The following is a 19,092-nucleotide window of genomic DNA, read 5'->3' as shown; positions in this document are numbered from 1 at the left end:
AATGACTTCGATATTCGTTATTCGCTGTCGACCCAGGCGCGGATGAGGTGGTGCGCAATGGCGCCTTTCGGCGGCGTGACCAGATTGTCGGGATGCGTTCGGTCCAGCATCAGGCGCACCTCGTCGCGCAAAAACCAGCGGCAGTCCTCCAGTTCGTTGAGATCGGCCTGGATGTCCTCGTTGAGCGGCTCGCCGAAGCATCCGATCATCAGCGAATAGGGGAACGGCCAGGGCTGGCTGGCGTGGTAGACGACGCGGCCGAGCCGGATGCCCGCCTCTTCTAGCGTTTCGCGGCGCACCGCCGCCTCGATCGTCTCGCCCGGCTCGATGAAGCCGGCAAGCGCCGAATACATGCCCGGCGCGAAATGCCGGCCGCGCCCGAGCAGGCATTTCTCCCGCGTCGTCGTCAGCATGATCGCTACCGGGTCGGTGCGCGGAAAATGCTCGGTGCCACAATTGGGGCAATGCCGTTTGTAGCCGCCGGCCCGCATCTGCGATTGCGTGCCGCATTTGCTGCAGAAGCGGTGACTGGCGTGCCAGGCAAGCAGGGCGGCGCCCTGCGCCATCGCGCCGGCGGCCGCTTCGTCGATCAGCCCTTGCATATAGACCGAGCGGTAATCGATCGCCTTAATGGTTTCAGGCAGCTGTTCGGCATCGACGCCCGCCAGCACCGCCAGCACCGGCCCCTGTTCGGAAAAGCCGAGCAGCACGCCCTGGTCGACAGAAGGGCTGAAGGGCTCGCTTTCGGCGATGCCGAACCATGGGTCGAGGCGGCCGCCCTCGCCGGGCTTCAGCAGGAGCCTGCCGCCATTCATCAACAGCAGCCGCGTCGTCGGATCGGCCAGCGCCTTGTCGACCGAATCGTCGGCGCGGTTCTCGGATTGCCGGTCGATCGTGTTGCCGGCAAAGCCGACGAACTGGCTCGGCTCGCGCACGGGCGCGTCAAACAGGCGGAAGGTCATATGGACTCTGGTGTTTTGGGATGGACATGCTTGGGATGGACACGGCAAGGCTTATAGCGCTGCCCTTATCGTTTCGGCAAACCGGCGCAGATCGGAACGCTGATAGGGCTCGCGCAGGCCGTGCCCCCAGACTGGGCCGGGCCAGCCGGGATCGCCCTCGGACCGTGCGATGATGTGGACATGCAGTTGGCGCACGATGTTGCCGAGCGCACCGGTGTTGATCTTGGTGCAGCCGCTCACTTTCTTCAGCGCTTGCGCCACCATATTGGTCTCGAAGGTCAGCATCGCCTGGTCGAGCGGCGTCATGTCATGGATCTCCTCCGCGCCCGGCCGCTGCGGCACCAGGAGCAGCCATGGCCAACGGCGGTCGTTCATCACCCGCAATTCGCACAGCCCCAGCCACATCAATTGCTCGCTGTCAGCCTCCAGCCGGGCATCCAGCGTGAATCCGGCCTTCAGGCCCGGCAGCATCGGCGTTTCCCTTGCTTTTCTTGGTTTCCTCAAACCATGAACGCTAGAGCGGCTGCACCGGTGCTGCAAGCGAATCTGGTGGTTCGCGGTGCCGATTTGCCTGCGCACTTGCATTTCGTCGCGCAATTGCCGATATGGACAGCGGGAGGTTGGTGGTGGACGATCCACTCGCCAACCGGGTCAGGTCCGGAAGGAAGCAGCCCTAACGAGCCCGGAACGGGTCATTGTTCCAGCCTCCCACCTCATCGGCCCTCCTCGCGACATTGACGCATTGCAGCGCGGGCGAGACTATGCGCAGGAATCGGCGCCTGTGGGCGCGGCATTTTGGAGCTTAACGGGCGAATGAGCGAAGCCGGAAATTCGGGGGCCGATAGTCTGGCGACGGGCAAGGCCGCCGCCTACCGCGTGCTGGCGCGCAAATACCGTCCGTCGAATTTTTCCGAACTCGTCGGCCAGGAGCCGATGGTGCGCACCCTCACCAATGCCTTTGCCACCGGCCGCATTGCCCAGGCCTGGATGCTGACCGGCGTGCGCGGCGTCGGCAAGACCACCACCGCGCGCATTTTGGCGCGTGCCCTGAACTATAAAACCGCGACCACGGATCAGCCCTCGGTCGACCTCGCTGTGCTTGGCGAGCACTGCCAGGCGATCATGGAAGGCCGCCATGTCGACGTCATCGAGATGGACGCCGCCTCGCACACCGGCATCGACGATATCAGGGACATCATCGAGCGCGTGCGCTACGCGCCGGTCTCGGCCCGCTACAAGGTCTACATCATCGACGAAGTGCACATGCTGTCGACGCAGGCCTTCAATGGCCTGCTGAAGACGCTGGAAGAGCCGCCGCCGCACGTCAAGTTCATCTTCGCCACCACCGAAATCCGCAAGGTTCCGATCACCGTCCTGTCGCGCTGCCAGCGATTCGACCTGAGGCGCATCGACGCCGGCGCGCTCGTCTCGCATCTCTCCTCGATCGCCGGCAAGGAAGGCATTTCGGTCGACGACGACGCACTGGCGATGATCGCGCGCGCGGCGGAAGGTTCCGCCCGCGATTCGCTCTCCATTCTCGACCAGGCGATCGCCCATGGCGCCGGCTCGGTCAGCGCCGAGGCCGTGCGCGCCATGCTGGGTCTGGCCGACCGTGCCCGTATCGTCGATCTGTTCGAACATGTGATGAAGGGCGATGTGGCGGCAGCCCTTGGGGAGTTTCGCGCGCAATACGATACCGGCGCCGATCCGGCCGCCGTGCTCACCGATCTTGCCGAGTTCAACCATCTCGTCACCAGGCTGCGCTTCGTGCCGACCGCGATGGACGATGCCTCCCTGTCGCAGGACGAGCGTCAGCGCGGTGCCGATTTCGCCCGGGCGTTGTCGGTCAGGGTGCTGTCGCGGACCTGGCAGATGCTGCTCAAGGGTATTCCCGAGGTGCAGTCCTCCAACCGGCCGGTCAGTGCCGCCGAAATGGTGTTGATCCGGCTGGCGCATGCCGCCGACCTGCCGACATTGGACGAGGCGCTGAGATCGCTGGAGAGCGGCGCCTCGGCAACTGGCGCCGCGCCGCGCCCGAACGGCGCGCCGATGAGCCCCGGCCCCGTGAATCCCGGCAATGGCGCCAGCGCCGTGGCGCAGGCGCGCATGCCTGGCGGCTCGGGCGGCGCGCAGACCATGCGGCTGGTCGAGGCCACGCCTACTCCGACTGCCTTCGTCGCGCCTCCGCAACCGGCGCCGGAGGTGCAAACCGTACCGCTGAAATCGCTGGCCGACATCGTTGCCCTTGCCGACGCGAAACGCGACATCGCCTTCAAGGTGCTGATCAAGAGCTGCATTCGTCTCGTGCGCATCGAACCGGGCCGCATCGACGTAAGCCTGACCGACGATGCGCCCAAGATGCTGCTCAACGACCTGACGACCAAGCTGCGCGCCTGGACCGGCCGCCACTGGCTGGTGTCGCTGTCGAAGGAGGAGGGCGGCCAGACGCTGGCCGAGATGGAATCAACGAAGCGTGAAAACGCTTTCCTCGATGCCAGGAACGACCCGACCGTGGCCTCCATCCTGGCCCGCTTTCCCGGTGCCAAGATCATTGATGTGCGCATTCCCGACACGCCCGACGCCGACGCGAGCGAGGCCGAAATGCCGGTCGAGCCGCCGGCCGATGACGACGAACCCTGATATCCAGCACTAATCCGCAAAGGATCGGACCATGAAAGATCTTCTCGGCCTGATGGGCAAGGCGAAGGAAATGCAGGCCAAGTTCCAGGCCATGCAGGATGAGATTGCGACGGTCGAAGCCCTCGGCCAGGCCGGCGGCGGCCTGGTCAGCGTCACGCTGAGCGGAAAATTCGATATCAAGTCGCTGAAGATCGACCCGTCCTTGTTCAAGGAGGACGACGTCGAAATCCTCGAGGATTTGATTCTTGCCGCGCACAATGACGCCAAGGCCAAGGTCGAGCAGATCATGCAGGAAAAGACCAAGGCGCTGACCGCCGGCCTGCCCATTCCCCCGGGAATGAAACTGCCTTTCTGATGCATGTCGCCCAAAAGCATGCCCACGGGCTCGGCCCTGAGGTGCGCAGGCAACGATATGCATGAAAGCTGAGACCGGCGCCCATGATCGACGAGCCGTCCGAAAGACTGATCGAGCAGCGTATCCGCAACAGGATCTACGAGATTCTGGAAATCCTCGCCGATTGCGACGCCGGTGTCGATCTCGTCGGCATCAAGGGCTACTTCAACCTGTTCGAGGATTTCGTGCATCGGCCGTCGATCGAGGCCGGCACGTCGGCGCTTTCAAGGGACGAACGCGCGATCGTGCTGGAAATCGCCGAATTCCTGGAGGCGGCCTCCGAAACAAATCCTGATTTCACCAAGGCCGAGTTCATCGACAGCGACTGGCCGGGCAAGATCGCGCCGACGGCCAGGGAGGCGCGTGCGCTGTTTCTCAGGCGCGGCCTGTTTTCAGAGAAGATCGAAGAGATCGAGCCCGGCCGGCCGGCAGCAATCGCCGCCGGGCAATAGGCCGTTTTGGAACGCATGGCGCGGTCTTGCCGGGAAAAGCACTTGGCGTTTCCCCAAGGGAATTGCGGCAAAACGAAGAGAGAACGGTCACCACCCGTGTGAAACGATGGCTCGATCTATCTGGAAAGCCTCGATTTTGTGTCAATTCGGCAACAGTATGCCGTTAATAACGTTTTGGCCATCATTTTGCCCGAAAGTGTCTCATTCTTGCCGCAGCCTGGGGGCGGGCGTTGAAGTGAGAGGGTTACCTGTTGATCGCGATGCGATGGAAGACGCCGCTGTTGCTCGGCGTCATTACGTCTCCCCTTTTCTTGGCCGCTTGCAGCCAGACAACCTCGCACGGCATGTCCGTCGCCAGCCTGACCGACGCCATCACGCCGAGCTTTCTGAGTTCGCGCGCCTACAGTCACACGCCGAAGGACAGGGAATGCCTGGAACGGGCGATGTTCTTCGAATCCAACCGGTCGAGCCGCGACGGCATGATCGCGGTCGGCACGGTGGTGATGAACCGGCTGCGCTCGGGCAACCATGGCAACACCATCTGCCAAGTGGTCGGTGAGCCCGGGCAGTTCGCGCCGGGCGTCATGACCAGATCGATGAATTCGCGCGCAATGCCCGATGTCGAAGAGGCCGCCGACGCCGTGCTCAAGGGCGAGCGCAAGACCAAGCTCAAGAACACGATGTATTTCCACACCGCCGGCCTGCGCTTCCCCTACAAGAACATGCACTACACCATGGTAGCCGGCGGCAACGCCTTCTACGAGAAGCGCGGCCGCAACTGGCAGCCGCTGCCGGATGAGCCGATGATTGCCTCGGCCGAGCAGCCGGCGGCGTTGCCGGGGGTACCCGCGACACGGGTCGCATCCATCGAGACAGTGCGCCCGGCCAAGGCATCAGTTCGCAACGCTCCAGCCCAGCAAGTCTACATGACCGCCGCGGCGGAACCGGCGGCCAAGCCGGAGCCCGTCCGTACCGCCCCCGCGCAGAAGACCTATCTGACCGCGGCCGCGGCGCCGACGGCAAAATCCGCGCGGGTCTCGGCGAAGCCGGTGGAAGTTGCCATGCAGGAGCCGATGGAAGAGCCGGATGCCGCCCGTTTTGGCGGAACCCTGAACAGCGGAACCTCGAACAAACGGGTCATCTCCTCGATCCAGGACGCTCCACAGGAAGCCTCGATGGGATTCCAGTCGACGCCTGAAAACACCGATGCCATAGGCGCGATGATTGTCAGCCAGGGCCGCCCGCTCGAAACAAACTGATTCTCGCATGGCAGCATGGCGAACCGTGCGTCGACGGGGGATGTTTCAAAGCGCTCTGAAAAATCCTAGATGAGAGCGATGTCCAAGCGAATCGCCGGTCCCGAGATCGAACGCCTGATCCAGCTCCTGGCCAAGGTGCCGGGGCTTGGCCCCCGTTCGGCCAGGCGCGCCGCGCTGCACCTGATTAAGAAGAAGGAACAGCTGCTTTCGCCGCTGGCCGCCGCCATGGGCGAGGCCGCCGACAAGGTGCGCATCTGCTCGACCTGCGGCAATGTCGACACCTCGGACCCCTGCATGATCTGCACGGACCCACGCCGCGATGCCGCCACCCTGATCATCGTCGAGGACGTCTCTGATCTCTGGGCGCTGGAGCGGGCGGCGGCGATGAACGTGCGCTACCATGTGCTCGGCGGCACGCTGTCGCCGCTCGACGGCATCGGCCCGGACCAGCTCAACATCCGTTCGCTGATCGATCGCGTCGCCGGCGGCGAAATCAAGGAAATCATCCTCGCCGTCAACGCGACGGTCGAGGGCCAGACCACCGCGCACTACCTCACCGATCAGCTCTCCGGTTTCGAGGTGAAGATAACACGGCTGGCTCATGGCGTGCCGGTCGGTGGCGAACTCGACTATCTCGACGAGGGAACGCTTGCCGCGGCGCTGCGGTCCAGGACGGCGTTTTAACGTTATTGGTGGGGAAGGTGCATTCTATGGCCGTCATTCACCTGTCTGTGCCAGGCACCCCCCTCTGTCCTGCCGGACATCTCCCCCGCAAGGGGGGAGATTGGCAGCTTCGGCGTCGGCGAACTCCTTTCAACGTTGGTGATTGGCGAAAGCCGAGCCGACAGCCGATCTCCCCCCTTGCGGGGGAGATGTCCGGCAGGACAGAGGGGGGTGCGACGGAACGCGACTTTCGCAAATTCAGCCTTGCATTTTTTCTGGCTGCTCTAGTGGGAATGGTCCTCACCGTCCCCACCCACGCCGCCCCCATTGACGACCAGTTCCGCGCCTGGCTGCAAAACGACCTCTGGCCGGAAGCCAAAACCAAAGGCATTTCCAAAAACACCTTCGACGCCGCCTTCGACGGCGTGAAGCCCAATCTCAAGCTCCCCGACCTTGTCATGCCGGGCGAGAAGCCGAAGACGCCGCAGAAGCAGCATCAGGCCGAGTTCGGATCGCCCGGCGCCTATTTCGCCGAGAAGACGGTTCGTGCGGTGACATCGGGTGGACGCGCCCGCGAAGCCGCCAACGCCCGCACGCTTGCCTCGATCGAGAAGCGCTATGGCGTGCCGGGCGAAATCCTTCTGGCGATCTGGGGCCGCGAAACCGGCTTCGGCGCGGCGAAGATGCCCTACGACGCCTTCGAGGTGCTGGGCACCAAGGCGTTCATGTCGACGAAAAAGGATTTCTTCCGCACAGAACTGCTGGCGGCGCTGGAAATCGTCGAGCGTGGGCTGGCGCCGGTCGGCGCGATGAAATCGTCCTGGGCCGGCGCGCTCGGCCAGCCGCAATTCATGCCGACCTCGTTGCTCAAGCATGCCGTCGATTTCGACGGCGACGGCCGCGTCGACATCTGGAATTCGACGCCCGATGTGCTGGCCTCGATCGCCAATTATCTTGTCCACTACGGCTGGGTGAGGGGACGCAGCTGGGGTTTCGAGGTGATGGTGCCCCAGAGCGTCTCCTGTTCGCTGGAGGGCCCGGACCAAGGCAAAAAGATTGCACAATGGGCTGCCATGGGCGTCGAGCGCGTCGGCGGCAAGGCGTTCCCGGCAAGCGAGCTGAAGGCGGAAGGTTTCCTGCTGATGCCGGCCGGGCGCAGCGGTCCGGCCTTCATCGCGACCCCCAATTTCTACGTGCTGAAGGAATACAACACCAGCGACCTCTATGCGCTGTTCATCGGCCATGGCGCCGACCGCATCGCCCATGGCGATCAGAATTTTACCGGTGGCTGGGGTCCGGTCGGCGATCTCCACCGCTCCGATATCGCCGCCCTGCAGCGTGCCTTGGAAGCCAAGGGCTACGATGTCGGCAGCGCCGACGGCCTGCCTGGCTTCAAGACCCGCCGCTCGATCGGTAGATGGCAGGAAAAGAATGGCCAGGCCGCCACCTGTTTTCCCGATGCCGGCCTCGTCGCGGCGCTGAAATAGCTCCGAATTTAGCGGATTTTTTCTCGATCGGTGCCTCGATTGGCTGATGTATGCGTCGACACGCCCGCCCGCCATTCTGGTCCAATGAACCGTCGCATAAATGCTCGTTGCCCACCGCTGGGCCGCCGGATATGCTGTTGACCAACTGGACAAAAACCACGACGTTAGTGGGGCAGAGGCTCTCGTCGAGCCTTGAAAGAACACCGTAACCCTGAGCCGGGAACTCAGGTCAACCAACAACAAAACAGGGAACAATCATCATGATGATGGAAAAGCTTGCTCTACGATCCCGCATCCTGCTTGCGGGCGCCGCCATGTCGGCGCTGCTTCTGGCCGGAGCGCCGGCTGGCGCGGTCACCCCCGCCGATACGCTTGTCGAAGGTTTTGCCATCGACGACATCATCTCGATGGATCCGGGCGAGGCGTTCGAGCTGTCGACCGCGGAAGTCACCGGCAACACCTATGATCTTCTTGTCCGCCTCGACCTCAGCGACACTTCCAAGGTCAAGCCCGATCTCGCCGAAAGCTGGACCGTCTCCGACGATGGCCTGACCTATACGTTCAAGCTCAAGCCGGGCCTGAAATTTGCCTCCGGCAACCCGATCACCGCCGCCGATGTCGCCTGGTCGTTCGAGCGCGCCGTCAAGCTGGACAAGAGCCCGGCCTTCATCATCGATCAGTTCGGCATCAGCGGCGACAACGTCACCGAGAAGGCCAAGGCGGTCGACGACACAACCTTCCAGTTCACCGTCGACAAGGCCTATGCGCCAAGTTTCGTGCTGAACTGCCTGTCGGCCACCGTCGCTTCCATCGTCGACGCCAAGCTGGTCAAGGAACATGTCGCGGCGGTGACGCCGAGCGCCGACTACAAATGGGACAACGACTTCGGCAACGCCTGGCTGAAGACGGGCTACGCCGGCTCGGGCGTCTACAAGCTGCGTGAATGGCGTGCCAACGAGGCGGTCGTCATGGAGCGCAACGACAATTATTACGGCGAAAAGGCCAAGCTCGCCCGCGTCATCTACCGCAACATGAAGGAAAGCTCGGCGCAGCGCCTGGCGCTCGAAGCCGGCGACATCGACGTTGCCCGCAACCTCGAGCCGAACGACCTCGACGCCATCGCCAAGAATGCCGACCTCACCACCACCAGCGCGCCGAAAGGCACCGTCTACTACATCAGCCTCAACCAGAAGAACCCGAACCTCGCCAAGCCCGAGGTCCGCCAGGCCTTCAAATACCTGGTCGACTATGATGCCTTGAGCACGACCATCCTCAAGGGCATCGGCGAGATCCACCAGACCTTCCTGCCCAAGGGCGTTCTGGGCGAACTGGACGAGAACCCGTTCAAGCTCGATGTCGCCAAGGCCAAGGAACTGCTGGCCAAGGCCGGCCTGCCCGACGGCTTCAGCGTCACCATGGACGTGCGCACCGGCCAGCCGACCACCGGCATGGCGGAATCCATCCAGCAGACGCTCGGCCAGGCCGGCATCAAGCTGGAGATCATCCCCGGCGACGGCAAGCAGACGCTGACCAAATACCGTGCCCGCAACCACGACATCTATATCGGCCAGTGGGGCCAGGACTATTTCGATCCGAACTCCAATGCCCAGACCTTTGCCTCGAACCCGGACAATTCGGATGCTGGCAAGTCGAAGACGCTGGCATGGCGCAATGCCTGGGACATTCCGGACCTGACCAAGCAGACGGAAGCAGCCCTGCTCGAGAAGGATTCTGGCAAGCGCGCCGATATGTACAAGGATCTCGAAAAGAAGATCCTCGACACCAGTCCCTTCGTCGTCATCCACCAACAGTTGGAAGTCGCCGGTCTGCGCAAGAACCTCAAGGGCTTCGCGCTTGGTCCGAGCTTCGACACCAACTTCGTCGGGCCGGTCTCCAAGGAATAGCGTTCGCGGACACGCCCGCATGAGCGCGATTGAAAACGAGGGCGGGCGCGGCAGCGCCCGCGCCGTAGCCCTTGCATCTTCGCTTGGCCGATTCCTGGTCATTGCGGTGACGACCTATCTTGGTCTTCTCGCGGTCACCTTCTTCATTGGCCGTATCATCCCGATCGACCCGGTGCTGGCCGTTCTCGGCGACCGGGCACCCGCCAATGTCGTGGAGCGCACGCGCCGCGAGATGGGTCTCGACCTGCCGTTGATCGAGCAGTTCTACATCTATGTGAAACATGCGCTGAGCGGCGATTTCGGCACCTCGGTGCTGACCACCAACCCTGTCATGACCGATATCCGCCGCGCCCTTCCGGCAACCACGGAACTGGCGACATTCGGGACACTGATCGGCGCGCTGTTCGGTGTGCCGCTCGGGGTGCTGGCCGCGGTCAAACGCGGCAGCTTCGTCGACCAGGTCGTGCGCATCATCGGCCTGATCGGCTATTCCGTACCTATCTTCTGGCTGGGTCTGCTGGCCCTGGTGCTGTTCTACGCGAAGCTGCAATGGGTGGCCTTCCCTGCACGGCTCGACGTCGTCTACGAATACACGTTCACGCCGATCACCGGTTTCTACCTGCTCGACTCCGCGATGCAGGGACAGTGGGACGTCTTTTACGACGCCTTCCGTCACATCATCCTGCCGGCCTCGCTGCTCGGCTATTTCTCGCTGGCCTACATCAGTCGCATGACGCGCTCGTTCATGCTCAACGAACTCGCCCAGGAATATGTCGTCGCCGCGCGCGCCAAGGGCCTGTCGGAAACCCGCATCATCTGGGGCCACGCGCTGCGCAATGCCGCCGTGCCGATGGTGACCGTGATCGCGTTGTCCTATGCCGGGCTGCTCGAGGGCTCGGTGCTGACCGAGACCGTCTTCTCCTGGCCGGGCATCGGCCTCTACATCACCAACTCGCTGCAGAACGCCGACATGAACGCCGTTCTCGGCGGTACCATCGTCATCGGCTCGGTGTTCATCGCCATCAATCTTCTGTCCGACCTGCTCTACCGTGTGCTCGACCCGAGGACGAAGACAGGATGAGTAGAGGTATTGCACTTTCGGGCTTGGCTGCCGCTAATCACCCCCACTCCGGCCCTTCGGGCCACCTCTCCCCCTGCCCGGGGGAGAGGAAAACCCGGTCGCAGGCTTGGCGCCTTTCCTCTCCTCCGTCGAACGGGGGAGAGGTGGTCTGCGAAGCAGACCGGAGTGGGGGTCGACAGCTTAAAGAGGCATCGTCATGACCGCCTCCGACGCCCGCACCTTCTCCCGTCGCGAATGGTTGCTGTCGGAGCGGCCGGCATCGCGCTTGCAGGCAAGGCTCGGCCGCGCCTATGTGGCGTGGCGGCGCTTTTCCGCCAACCGGCTGGCCTTTGTCGGCCTGCTGATCATCATCGCGCTGCTGCTCGTCGCCGTCCTTGCCGGTATGCTGGCGCCGTATTCGCCGACGTTCGGTGACCTGAAGAACGCGCGGCTGCTGGCGCCGAGTGCGCAGCACTGGTTCGGCACCGACGACCTTGGCCGCGACATCTATTCGCGCATCCTCTACGGCTCCCGCTGGACGCTTTATGTCGTCGTCCTGGTCGCCATCATCGCCGCCCCCATCGGTCTCCTGGTCGGCACCGTCGCCGGCTATGCCGGCGGCTGGACCGATGCCATACTGATGCGCATCATCGACATCTTCCTTGCCTTCCCCAAGCTGGTGCTGGCGCTGGCCTTCGTCGCCGCCCTTGGCCCCGGCATCGAGAACGCCGTGCTGGCGATCGCCATCACCTCCTGGCCGCCCTATGCGCGCATCGCCCGCGCCGAGACGCTCACCGTGCGCAACTCGGACTACATCAAGGCCGTGCAATTGATGGGCGCCTCGCCTTTCCGTATCGTGCTGCGCCACATCATGCCGCTGTGCATCTCCTCGCTGATCGTCCGCGTGACGCTCGACATGGCGGGCATCATCCTGACGGCCGCGGGCCTCGGCTTCCTCGGCCTTGGCGCGCAGCCGCCGCTGCCGGAATGGGGCACCATGATCGCTTCGGGTCGCCGCTTCATCCTCGACCAATGGTGGGTGGCTGGTGCGCCGGGCTTCGCCATCCTCATCGTCAGCCTTGGCTTCAACCTGCTTGGCGACGGCCTGCGCGACGCACTCGATCCCCGCAGCGGTGACCAATGAGTGGCCCCCCTGATCAGCAGCCATCCAAGAGCACGCTTCTCGACGTCGAGGATCTGCGCGTCACCTTTCCGACCCGCACCGGCATGATCGAGGCGGTGCGCGGCGTTTCCTTTTCGCTTGGCCGCGAACGCCTCGGCATCGTCGGCGAGTCCGGTTCCGGCAAGTCGCAGACGGGCCGCGCCATCATGGGCCTGACACCGCCGCAGGCCCGGATATCGGCCAATAAATTGACTTTCGACGGCATCGACCTGCTCGGCATCTCGCCGCGTCAACGCCGGGCGCTGCGGGGCAACCGCATCGCCATGATCCTGCAGGACCCGAAATATTCGCTCGATCCGGTGATGAGCATCGGCCGCCAGATCGTCGAGACGCTGCGCACCCACGAAAAGGTCGGCAAGGCCGAGGCGCGCGAGCGCGCGCTGGCCATGCTCGAGGCGGTGCAGATCCGCGATCCCAAACGCGTCTTCGACCTGCATCCGCACGAAGTGTCGGGCGGCATGGGCCAGCGCGCCATGATCGCCATGATGCTGATCGCCGGACCGGAAATGATGATCGCCGACGAGCCGACCTCGGCGCTCGACGTCACGGTGCAACTCGACGTGCTCGGCATCCTCGACAGGCTGGTCGCGGAGCGCGGCATGGGCCTGATCTTCATCTCGCACGATCTGCGCTTGGTCTCGTCCTTCTGCGACCGCGTCATCGTCATGTATGCCGGCAAGGTCGTCGAGCAGCTCAAGGCGTCGGAATTGAGTCAGGCCCAGCATCCCTACACGCGGGGGCTGCTCAACTGCATGCCAAAAATCGGCGCCGACCGTCACCCACTGCCGGTGCTCGACCGCAAGCCGGAGTGGGCGGCATGACTTCTGCGATTGCCGTCGACAGGCTGGAGGTGATCTTCGACCGCTTCCGCGCGCTGAAGGGCGTCAGCCTCGACGTGCAGCAGGGCGAATCCTTCGGCCTGGTCGGCGAATCCGGCTCGGGCAAATCGACATTGCTGCGGGCCATAGCCGGCCTCGCGCCGGTCGCCTCGGGCAGCATCACAGTCAATGGCAAGACGCTCGGCGCGCGCCGCGACAAGGCCTTTTACCGCGAAGTGCAGATGGTCTTTCAGGATCCTTACGGCTCGCTGCACCCGCGCCAGACCGTCGACCGCCTGCTGCAGGAGCCGCTCGCCATCCATGGTTTTGCCGATGGCGAAAAGCGGATCGAACGCGCGCTCGACGAGGTCGGCCTCGGCAACGGCTTTCGTTTCCGTTACGCGCACCAGCTTTCCGGCGGTCAGCGCCAGCGCGTGGCGATCGCGCGCGCGCTTATCCTCGAGCCCTCGATCCTGCTGCTCGACGAGCCGACCTCGGCCCTCGACGCCTCGGTGCAGGCGGAAGTCCTCAACCTGCTGGAGGAAGTCCGCCGGCGGCGCAAGCTGACCTTCCTGATGGTCAGCCACGACCTCGCAATCATCACCCATATGTGCGAGCGGCTGATGGTGATGCAGGGCGGCGAGGCGGTGGAGAATCTGGTGGCCAACGATCTCGTCGAGCGCCGTGTGACGAAGGATTATACGCGCAACCTGTTGCGGGCCAGTGACGGGTTTGTGAGGACGGCTCCGAAGCAGATCTGACGATAGTTCTCCGCGTCACGCCAGGGAGCTCGACCTCGCCTTAAGTTTCCGCAACAGCGGCGAGGTCTACTTCGCCGCCCTGTTCCCGCTTCGGCTCCTTGATCCTGAACCACGTCACATAAAGCGCCGGCAGGAACAAGAGCGTGATCGCGGTACCCGCTATGATGCCGCCCATCATCGCATACGCCATCGGCCCCCAGAACACTTCGCGCGCGATCGGGATCAGCGCCAGGCTGGCCGCGGCCGCCGTCAGCGCGATCGGCCGCATGCGGTGCTCCGTTGCCTCGATGACCGCGGCCCAGCGATCCCTGCCCTCGGCGACAAGGTCCTCGATCTGCACGATCAGGATGACCGAGTTGCGGATCAGGATGCCGATCAGCGCCAAGACGCCGAGAATGGCGACGAAGCCGAGCGGCGCTCCGCTCGGCACCAGGGCCGCGACCACGCCGATCAGCCCGAGTGGCGCCACCGCCACCACCAGGAACAGGCGCTGGAAGCTCTGCAACTGCACCATCAGGATGGTCGCCATGACGAACAGCATCAGCGGCACCACGGCCGCGATCGGCCCCTGGCTCTTGGCGCTTTCCTCGACGGAGCCGGCGGTCTCGACCGAATAGCCGGCCGGCAGCTTGGCGATAAAGGCGTCGACCGACGGTTTCAACTCGTTGACGACGGTCGCCGGCAGCACGTCGCCGACCAAGCCGGCGCGCACGGTGATGGTCGGGATGCGGTCGCGTCGCCACACGGTGGGCTGCTCCAGATCGTAGCGAAAATTGGCCACTGCGGCGAGTGGGATCGCCTCGCCATTTCCGGTCGGTAATTGGATGTTTTGCAGCGTCTCGATCGAGCCGCGTTCGGCCTCGCGCGAGCGAGCCACGACGTTGATCAGGTACGTCGCGTCACGCACCTGCGTGATCGTCGCGCCGCCCACCGTGCTGTTCAGTGTGCTGGCGATGTCGGACGAGGTGATGCCGAGTTGGCGCGCCTTGTCCTGCAGCACGTCGACCCTCAGCACACGCTGCGGTTCGTTCCAGTCGAAAGTCGGCGCCGCGAGTTTCGGATTGACCGAGATCACGCCGGCGAATTGCTGCGCCAGTTCTCGCACCGTCTGGATGTCGGGGCCGCCGACGCGGTACTGCACAGGCCGCCCGACCGGCGGTCCGAGTTCAAGCGGCTTGACGAAAGCGTCGGTGCCGACAAACTCCGCGCGCAGCAGCTTCTCCAGCGCCGGCTTCACCCGGTTGCGCGCCTCGATGCTCTTGGTGACGATCACCGTCTGGCCGAAATAGGGATTGGCCGGCTGCACGTCATAGGCCAGCACGAAGCGCACGGCGCCCTGCCCGATATAGGACGAAAAATGATCGATGTCGGGATTGCCAACCAGCGCCCGCTGTTCGAAGCGCTCCATCTGGTCGCGCGTCTCGGTAATCGAGGAGTTCTGTGGCAGGTTCCAATCGACGATCAGCTCCGGCCGGTCGGAAGGTGGGAAGAACTGCTGCTGCACCAGGCCGAAGCCGGCGATCGAGGCGGCGAACAGAAGCACGGTCACGATGATCGTCAGCCAGTGATGGCGCACCGAGCCGACAAGGACGCGCCGGAACAGCGACGTGAAGCGTCCTGGCTGGTCATGATGCTTGGTCTTCATCGTCGCCGGCAGGATGGTCACGCCGAGCAGCGGCGCGAACAGCACCGCCACGATCCATGACACCAGCAGCGACACCGCGATGACGACGAATAAGGTGAAGGTGTATTCGCCGGCAGCACTCGAGTTGAGCCCGATCGGGATGAAGCCCGCGACCGTCACCAGCGTGCCGGTCAGCATCGGGAAGGCGGTCGAGGTGTAGACATAGGTCGCCGCCTTGCGCAGGCTGTCGCCGACCTCCAGCCGCGCCACCATCATTTCGACCGCGATCATCGCGTCGTCGACCAGCAGCCCGAGCGCGATGATCAGAGCGCCGAGCGAAATGCGCTGCAGCGATATCCCCAGATACTCCATGACCGTGAAGGTGATGGCCAGCACCAGCGGGATCGACAGCGCCACCACGAAGCCGGCGCGCATGCCAAGGCTGATGAACGAGACGGCAAGCACGATCGCCACCGCCTCGAACAGCGCACGCGTGAACCCTGAGACCGCCTCCTCGACGATGACGGGCTGGTCGGCTACCAGATGCACGCCGACGCCGACCGGCAGGTCGGCCAGCACCTTGTTCATCTCCTCATGCAGCGCCTCGCCGAATTTGAGCAGATTGGCGTTGGGCTTCATGCCGATGGCAAGCCCGATCGCGTTCTGGCCGTTGAAGCGGAACAAGGCCGTCGGCGGGTCGGCATAACCGCGCGTGATAGTCGCCACGTCGCTAAGCCGGAAGAACCGATCGTTGACGCGCAGGTTGATCGCGCGCAGGCTCTCCTCGGAGGTGAACTGGCCGCCGACGCGCACGCTGATGCGCTCCGGCCCGGACTGAATGACGCCGGACGGGGTGATCGCATTCTGGGCCTGCAGGCTGGCGACGATTTGCTGCTGGTTGAGGCCAAGCGCCGCTATCTGGCGCGTCGAGAATTCGAGATAGATGGCCTCGTCCTGCGCGCCGACCAGATCGAGCTTGCCGGCATTGGGCACGGTCAGGATCTTGGTCCTGACATCCTCCACATAGTCGCGCAACTGGCGTGGCGTCAGCCCGTCTGACGTGAAGGCATAGATGTTGCCGTAGACATCGCCGAAGCGGTCGTTGAAGAACGGTCCCTGCACGCCTTGCGGAAACTGCGCCTTGATGTCGTTGACCATGTTGCGCACCTGAAGCCAGTTCGGCACGACGTCGCGCGCCTTGGTGGTGTCCTTCAGGTTGACGAAGATGACGGTCTGGCCGGCGGTGGTGACGGATCTGGTGAAGTCGAGGCTGTCGAGCTCCTCGAGCTTTTTCTCAATGCGATCGGTCACCTGCTGCACCGTCTCCTTGACCGAGGCACCCGGCCAGTTGGCCTGGATAATCATGGTCTTGATGGTGAAGTTGGGGTCTTCCTCGCGGCCGAGATTGAGATAGGAAAATACGCCGGCCACCACGAAGACCAGCATGAAATACCAGACCAGCGAGCGGTGGTTGAGCGCCCAGTCGGAGAGGTTGAAGCCCTTCATGAGGCTCCTCCCTCGGGCACTTTGACCTTCTGGCCGTCGACGAGGCTGTGAACGCCGGCGGTGACGACGCGCATGCCGGCCTCGAGCCCGTCCGCCACGGTGAAGGTGCCTCCAGACTTCCACGCGACCTTGATATCGCGCGCGCTCACGCTCGATGTCTTTGGATCGACGATCCACACTTTTTCAGAACCGTTTTTTTCGAGCAGCGCCGAGATGGGCAGTTCGATCGTTGGTACGACCTTGGTCATCCGGGTCGCGGTTACCGTCGAACCGAGCCTGAAGGCTTGCGGCGGATTGTTGAGCGTCAGCTTGACGCGCCGGGTGCGGGTCGAGCCCTCGGACTGGGGCGCGATCTCGCGCAGCTTGGCCTCTGTCTGGATTGTCGGCAGCGACTGCAAGATGACCTGGAAGGGCGTGCCGGCCGAGAGATCGCCGGTCAACTGGTCGGGAATATCGACGACCGCTTCACGCGGGTCCGAGCGTGCCACGGTGACGACCGTCTGGCCCGGCGAGACGGTTTGGCCGACCTCCGCTCCGACGGCGGTGACGACGCCGTCAAAATCCGAGAACAGCCTGGCGTAGCCGAGCTGCTCCTGGGACTTGGCCAGCGAAGCCTTGGCCCGCTCGACGCTGGCTTCCGCGGCCTTGCGTGCCTGCTGCGCGGCATCGAAGACGGACTGCGACGTATTGGCCGAGGTGAGCAACTGGCGCTGGCGCTCCTCGCTGGCGGCGGCATTGGCGAACTGCGCCTGCGCATTGGAGAGTTCGGCCCTGGCCGCCTGGACGGCCAGCTCCAGCGCGGTCGGGTCGAGTGCCGCGATCGTCGTGCCCTTGCTGACGATGTCGCCGACCTTGACGTCGCGCGAGACGACGCGACCGAGCAGTCGGAAGGCAAGATCGGCACTGACCTGCGGTTCGACCGAGCCGGCGAAACCGAAGATCTGGGTGGTGCGCGGCTCGACCACGACCGACAGCACCGGCCGGACGATCTCCGGCGGTTTTTCCTCCGATTTCGAACAGGCTGCGAGCGTGCCAAGCGCGGCAAGGCCAAGCAGGAGCCGCTTCATTGCGCCGCTCCCGATATTTCGACTGTCTGGCCGGGGTTGAGCAATTGCCCGCCTGACGTAACGACGCTCTGGCCCTCGCTCAGTCCCTTGGCAATGACGACGGTACCCGAATCGAACGCCAGCACCTCGACCGGCGTCGTCGCGACTGCCTTGGTCGCGGGATCGACGATCCAGACCGCCAGCTTGCCGGCGCTGGATGTCAGGGCCTGCCAGGGCAACAGGATCGCCTTCGCCGGCTTGGCGCCGACCGAGCCGATGACGGCCGCCCCCAGCGGCATGCCGGCGGGGGTCTCGGGAATGGCTACCTTGACCCTTATCGAGCCCGAAGCCGGGTCGACCGCCGGTGAGATCTCGCGCACCTTGCCCGTTGCTCTGACCTGCGGATCGGCTAACAGCGTGATCGTCACCGCCGGCGAGGCCGGCGTCCTGGCGACCAGCGTCTCCTGCACGTTGAACACGGCGTCGCGGTCGCCGTCCTCGGCAACGGTGAAGACGGTCTGCGCCGCCTGCACCACCTGGCCGGCTTCGACCTGGCGGGCGGTGATCACGCCGGCGGCACCGGCCTTGAGTTCGGTGAAAGACAGGTTCTGCCGGGCGTTCGCGAGCGCGCTCTGCGCGGCATCGACGCTGCCTTGCGCCACCTTCAGTGCCTGGTCGGCCGCGTCATAATCGCGCCTGGTGGTGAAACCCTGGGCAAGCAGCGTCTTTTGCCGCTCGAAAGTGGCCGCGGCCTGGGTCAGTTGCGCCTGCGCGGCATCGAGATCGGCCTGCGCCGATCGCAGATCGGATTCCTGCTCCTGCGGATCGATGCGGGCAAGCACTGTCCCCTGATCAACATGCTGGCCGACATCGACAAGCCGCTCGGCGACGCGTCCGCCAACCCGGAACGAAAGATTGTTCAGCGTGCGCGCCGCGATCACCCCGGTCAGGGAGGTTCTCGGCGCATAGTCGGCCATCGCCACCGTTTCGGTGCGTACCATGACCGGCAGCTTCTTTTCCGCCGCCGCCTGCTTTTGGCAACCGGCGAGCAGCGCCAGGGCCGTGCAGGCGAGAATTGAAGCGGCTGGAAAAGACAAAAGGCTAGGAGTTTTGGCGGATGGCGGCGAGACGGACGATGTCACGTTCCTGCTCATGGCTCCCCTCGGCCGCGCGCCGGTCGCTGATCGCGGTCCCTCGCGGATAGTCAGGAGGATAGTCGATCCCGGAAAAAAGGAAACCGGTCTCGTAGACGTATCGCCGGACTGGTTAAGTCAGGCCCAATCGACCCTGCGATGGTGCCGGCTTGAGGAAAACCTGAAATAAGGCCAGAAGG

17 protein-coding genes and 1 other RNA gene are annotated in these 19,092 nt (G+C 64.1%); 13 read left to right on the top strand and 5 right to left on the bottom strand.

The genetic code is table 11. From position 1 onward, the window contains the following. Positions 1-17: 17 nt before the first annotated feature. Positions 18-962 (bottom strand): NAD(+) diphosphatase, encoded by a 945-nt coding sequence (gene nudC / locus LB554_RS14940; protein WP_140714078.1) that lies wholly within the window; start codon positions 960-962, stop codon positions 18-20. A 51-nt stretch (positions 963-1,013) separates the two neighbouring features. Then, the gene (locus LB554_RS14935; protein WP_015314047.1) at positions 1,014-1,433 is read right to left on the bottom strand and encodes an HIT domain-containing protein; all 420 of its coding nucleotides are present in this window, start codon (positions 1,431-1,433) and stop codon (positions 1,014-1,016) included. Between the two features lie 144 nt (positions 1,434-1,577). Between LB554_RS14935 and ffs the strand changes: the two genes are divergently transcribed. The 12 genes from ffs (at position 1,578) to LB554_RS14875 (ending at position 13,583) form a co-directional block, all read left to right on the top strand. After that, positions 1,578-1,674, top strand: an RNA gene (gene ffs, locus LB554_RS14930) — signal recognition particle sRNA small type. Positions 1,675-1,775: 101 nt separating this feature from the next. Further along, the gene (locus tag LB554_RS14925; protein WP_224585259.1) at positions 1,776-3,602 is read left to right on the top strand and encodes a DNA polymerase III subunit gamma/tau; all 1,827 of its coding nucleotides are present in this window, start codon (positions 1,776-1,778) and stop codon (positions 3,600-3,602) included. A gap of 31 nt (positions 3,603-3,633) precedes the next feature. Beyond that, a complete protein-coding gene (locus LB554_RS14920) occupies positions 3,634-3,957 on the top strand; it encodes a YbaB/EbfC family nucleoid-associated protein (protein WP_015314045.1) in 324 nt (107 codons plus the stop codon). Positions 3,958-4,040: 83 nt separating this feature from the next. Further along, on the top strand, positions 4,041-4,448 hold the full coding sequence (locus LB554_RS14915; RefSeq protein WP_140614800.1) for a hypothetical protein: 408 nt from the start codon (positions 4,041-4,043) through the stop codon (positions 4,446-4,448). Between the two features lie 251 nt (positions 4,449-4,699). Next, positions 4,700-5,707: a cell wall hydrolase gene (locus tag LB554_RS14910; RefSeq protein ID WP_224585257.1), complete on the top strand. Its 1,008-nt coding sequence runs from the start codon at positions 4,700-4,702 to the stop codon at positions 5,705-5,707. A gap of 78 nt (positions 5,708-5,785) precedes the next feature. Continuing rightward, the gene (gene recR, locus LB554_RS14905) at positions 5,786-6,391 is read left to right on the top strand and encodes a recombination mediator RecR (RefSeq protein WP_015314042.1); all 606 of its coding nucleotides are present in this window, start codon (positions 5,786-5,788) and stop codon (positions 6,389-6,391) included. Positions 6,392-6,579: 188 nt separating this feature from the next. Continuing rightward, the gene (locus tag LB554_RS14900) at positions 6,580-7,857 is read left to right on the top strand and encodes a lytic murein transglycosylase (protein ID WP_224585256.1); all 1,278 of its coding nucleotides are present in this window, start codon (positions 6,580-6,582) and stop codon (positions 7,855-7,857) included. Between the two features lie 260 nt (positions 7,858-8,117). Continuing rightward, on the top strand, positions 8,118-9,761 hold the full coding sequence (locus LB554_RS14895; RefSeq protein ID WP_140614797.1) for an ABC transporter substrate-binding protein: 1,644 nt from the start codon (positions 8,118-8,120) through the stop codon (positions 9,759-9,761). Positions 9,762-9,780: 19 nt separating this feature from the next. After that, positions 9,781-10,842 (top strand): ABC transporter permease, encoded by a 1,062-nt coding sequence (locus LB554_RS14890; protein ID WP_224585255.1) that lies wholly within the window; start codon positions 9,781-9,783, stop codon positions 10,840-10,842. A gap of 196 nt (positions 10,843-11,038) precedes the next feature. After that, positions 11,039-11,965, top strand: coding sequence for a nickel transporter permease (gene nikC, locus LB554_RS14885; protein WP_224585254.1), 927 nt, complete (start codon positions 11,039-11,041; stop codon positions 11,963-11,965). Then, positions 11,962-12,825: an ABC transporter ATP-binding protein gene (locus tag LB554_RS14880; protein WP_224585252.1), complete on the top strand. Its 864-nt coding sequence runs from the start codon at positions 11,962-11,964 to the stop codon at positions 12,823-12,825. Before nikC ends, LB554_RS14880 begins: the two co-directional genes overlap by 4 nt. Next, positions 12,822-13,583 carry an ABC transporter ATP-binding protein gene (locus tag LB554_RS14875; protein WP_140787105.1) on the top strand — a complete coding sequence of 254 codons (762 nt, stop codon included), beginning with the start codon at positions 12,822-12,824 and terminating at the stop codon, positions 13,581-13,583. The genes LB554_RS14880 and LB554_RS14875 overlap by 4 nt, the downstream gene beginning before the upstream one ends. Before the next feature lie 40 nt (positions 13,584-13,623). Here LB554_RS14875 and LB554_RS14870 read toward each other — a convergent pair whose 3' ends face one another. The 3 genes from LB554_RS14870 to LB554_RS14860 are packed head-to-tail and all read right to left on the bottom strand — an operon-like array spanning position 13,624 to position 18,856. Then, entirely contained in the window at positions 13,624-16,713 is a 3,090-nt protein-coding gene (locus tag LB554_RS14870; RefSeq protein WP_224585250.1) for an efflux RND transporter permease subunit, read from the bottom strand. Then, entirely contained in the window at positions 16,710-17,780 is a 1,071-nt protein-coding gene (locus tag LB554_RS14865; RefSeq protein ID WP_015314034.1) for an efflux RND transporter periplasmic adaptor subunit, read from the bottom strand. Before LB554_RS14865 ends, LB554_RS14870 begins: the two co-directional genes overlap by 4 nt. Beyond that, positions 17,777-18,856 (bottom strand): efflux RND transporter periplasmic adaptor subunit, encoded by a 1,080-nt coding sequence (locus tag LB554_RS14860; RefSeq protein WP_411962628.1) that lies wholly within the window; start codon positions 18,854-18,856, stop codon positions 17,777-17,779. The genes LB554_RS14865 and LB554_RS14860 overlap by 4 nt, the downstream gene beginning before the upstream one ends. Between LB554_RS14860 and LB554_RS14855 the strand changes: the two genes are divergently transcribed. Then, complete coding sequence (locus LB554_RS14855) at positions 18,759-19,082, top strand: hypothetical protein (RefSeq protein ID WP_224585246.1); 324 nt, start codon at positions 18,759-18,761, stop codon at positions 19,080-19,082. The two genes, LB554_RS14860 and LB554_RS14855, sit on opposite strands and share 98 nt — an antisense overlap. Positions 19,083-19,092: the final 10 nt, after the last annotated feature.

Origin of the sequence: Mesorhizobium sp. CO1-1-11 (assembly GCF_020164995.1) — a bacterium.
In the GTDB taxonomy this organism is placed as follows: domain Bacteria; phylum Pseudomonadota; class Alphaproteobacteria; order Rhizobiales; family Rhizobiaceae; genus Mesorhizobium; species Mesorhizobium australicum.
Note: the sequence above shows the minus strand (reverse complement) of the source record. Positions and strands in the feature narration are given on the sequence as shown.

Bases quoted from the DNA above. Each gene is read 5' to 3' on its own strand.
- nudC (WP_140714078.1), bottom strand. From the start codon at position 962: ATGACCTTCCGCCTGTTTGACGCGCCCGTGCGCGAGCCGAGCCAGTTC.
- LB554_RS14935 (WP_015314047.1), bottom strand. From the start codon at position 1,433: ATGCTGCCGGGCCTGAAGGCCGGATTCACGCTGGATGCCCGGCTGGAG.
- LB554_RS14925 (WP_224585259.1), top strand. From the start codon at position 1,776: ATGAGCGAAGCCGGAAATTCGGGGGCCGATAGTCTGGCGACGGGCAAG.
- LB554_RS14920 (WP_015314045.1), top strand. From the start codon at position 3,634: ATGAAAGATCTTCTCGGCCTGATGGGCAAGGCGAAGGAAATGCAGGCC.
- LB554_RS14915 (WP_140614800.1), top strand. From the start codon at position 4,041: ATGATCGACGAGCCGTCCGAAAGACTGATCGAGCAGCGTATCCGCAAC.
- recR (WP_015314042.1), top strand. From the start codon at position 5,786: ATGTCCAAGCGAATCGCCGGTCCCGAGATCGAACGCCTGATCCAGCTC.
- LB554_RS14900 (WP_224585256.1), top strand. From the start codon at position 6,580: ATGTCCGGCAGGACAGAGGGGGGTGCGACGGAACGCGACTTTCGCAAA.
- LB554_RS14895 (WP_140614797.1), top strand. From the start codon at position 8,118: ATGATGATGGAAAAGCTTGCTCTACGATCCCGCATCCTGCTTGCGGGC.
- LB554_RS14890 (WP_224585255.1), top strand. From the start codon at position 9,781: ATGAGCGCGATTGAAAACGAGGGCGGGCGCGGCAGCGCCCGCGCCGTA.
- nikC (WP_224585254.1), top strand. From the start codon at position 11,039: ATGACCGCCTCCGACGCCCGCACCTTCTCCCGTCGCGAATGGTTGCTG.
- LB554_RS14880 (WP_224585252.1), top strand. From the start codon at position 11,962: ATGAGTGGCCCCCCTGATCAGCAGCCATCCAAGAGCACGCTTCTCGAC.
- LB554_RS14875 (WP_140787105.1), top strand. From the start codon at position 12,822: ATGACTTCTGCGATTGCCGTCGACAGGCTGGAGGTGATCTTCGACCGC.
- LB554_RS14870 (WP_224585250.1), bottom strand. From the start codon at position 16,713: ATGAAGGGCTTCAACCTCTCCGACTGGGCGCTCAACCACCGCTCGCTG.
- LB554_RS14865 (WP_015314034.1), bottom strand. From the start codon at position 17,780: ATGAAGCGGCTCCTGCTTGGCCTTGCCGCGCTTGGCACGCTCGCAGCC.
- LB554_RS14855 (WP_224585246.1), top strand. From the start codon at position 18,759: ATGACCGGCAGCTTCTTTTCCGCCGCCGCCTGCTTTTGGCAACCGGCG.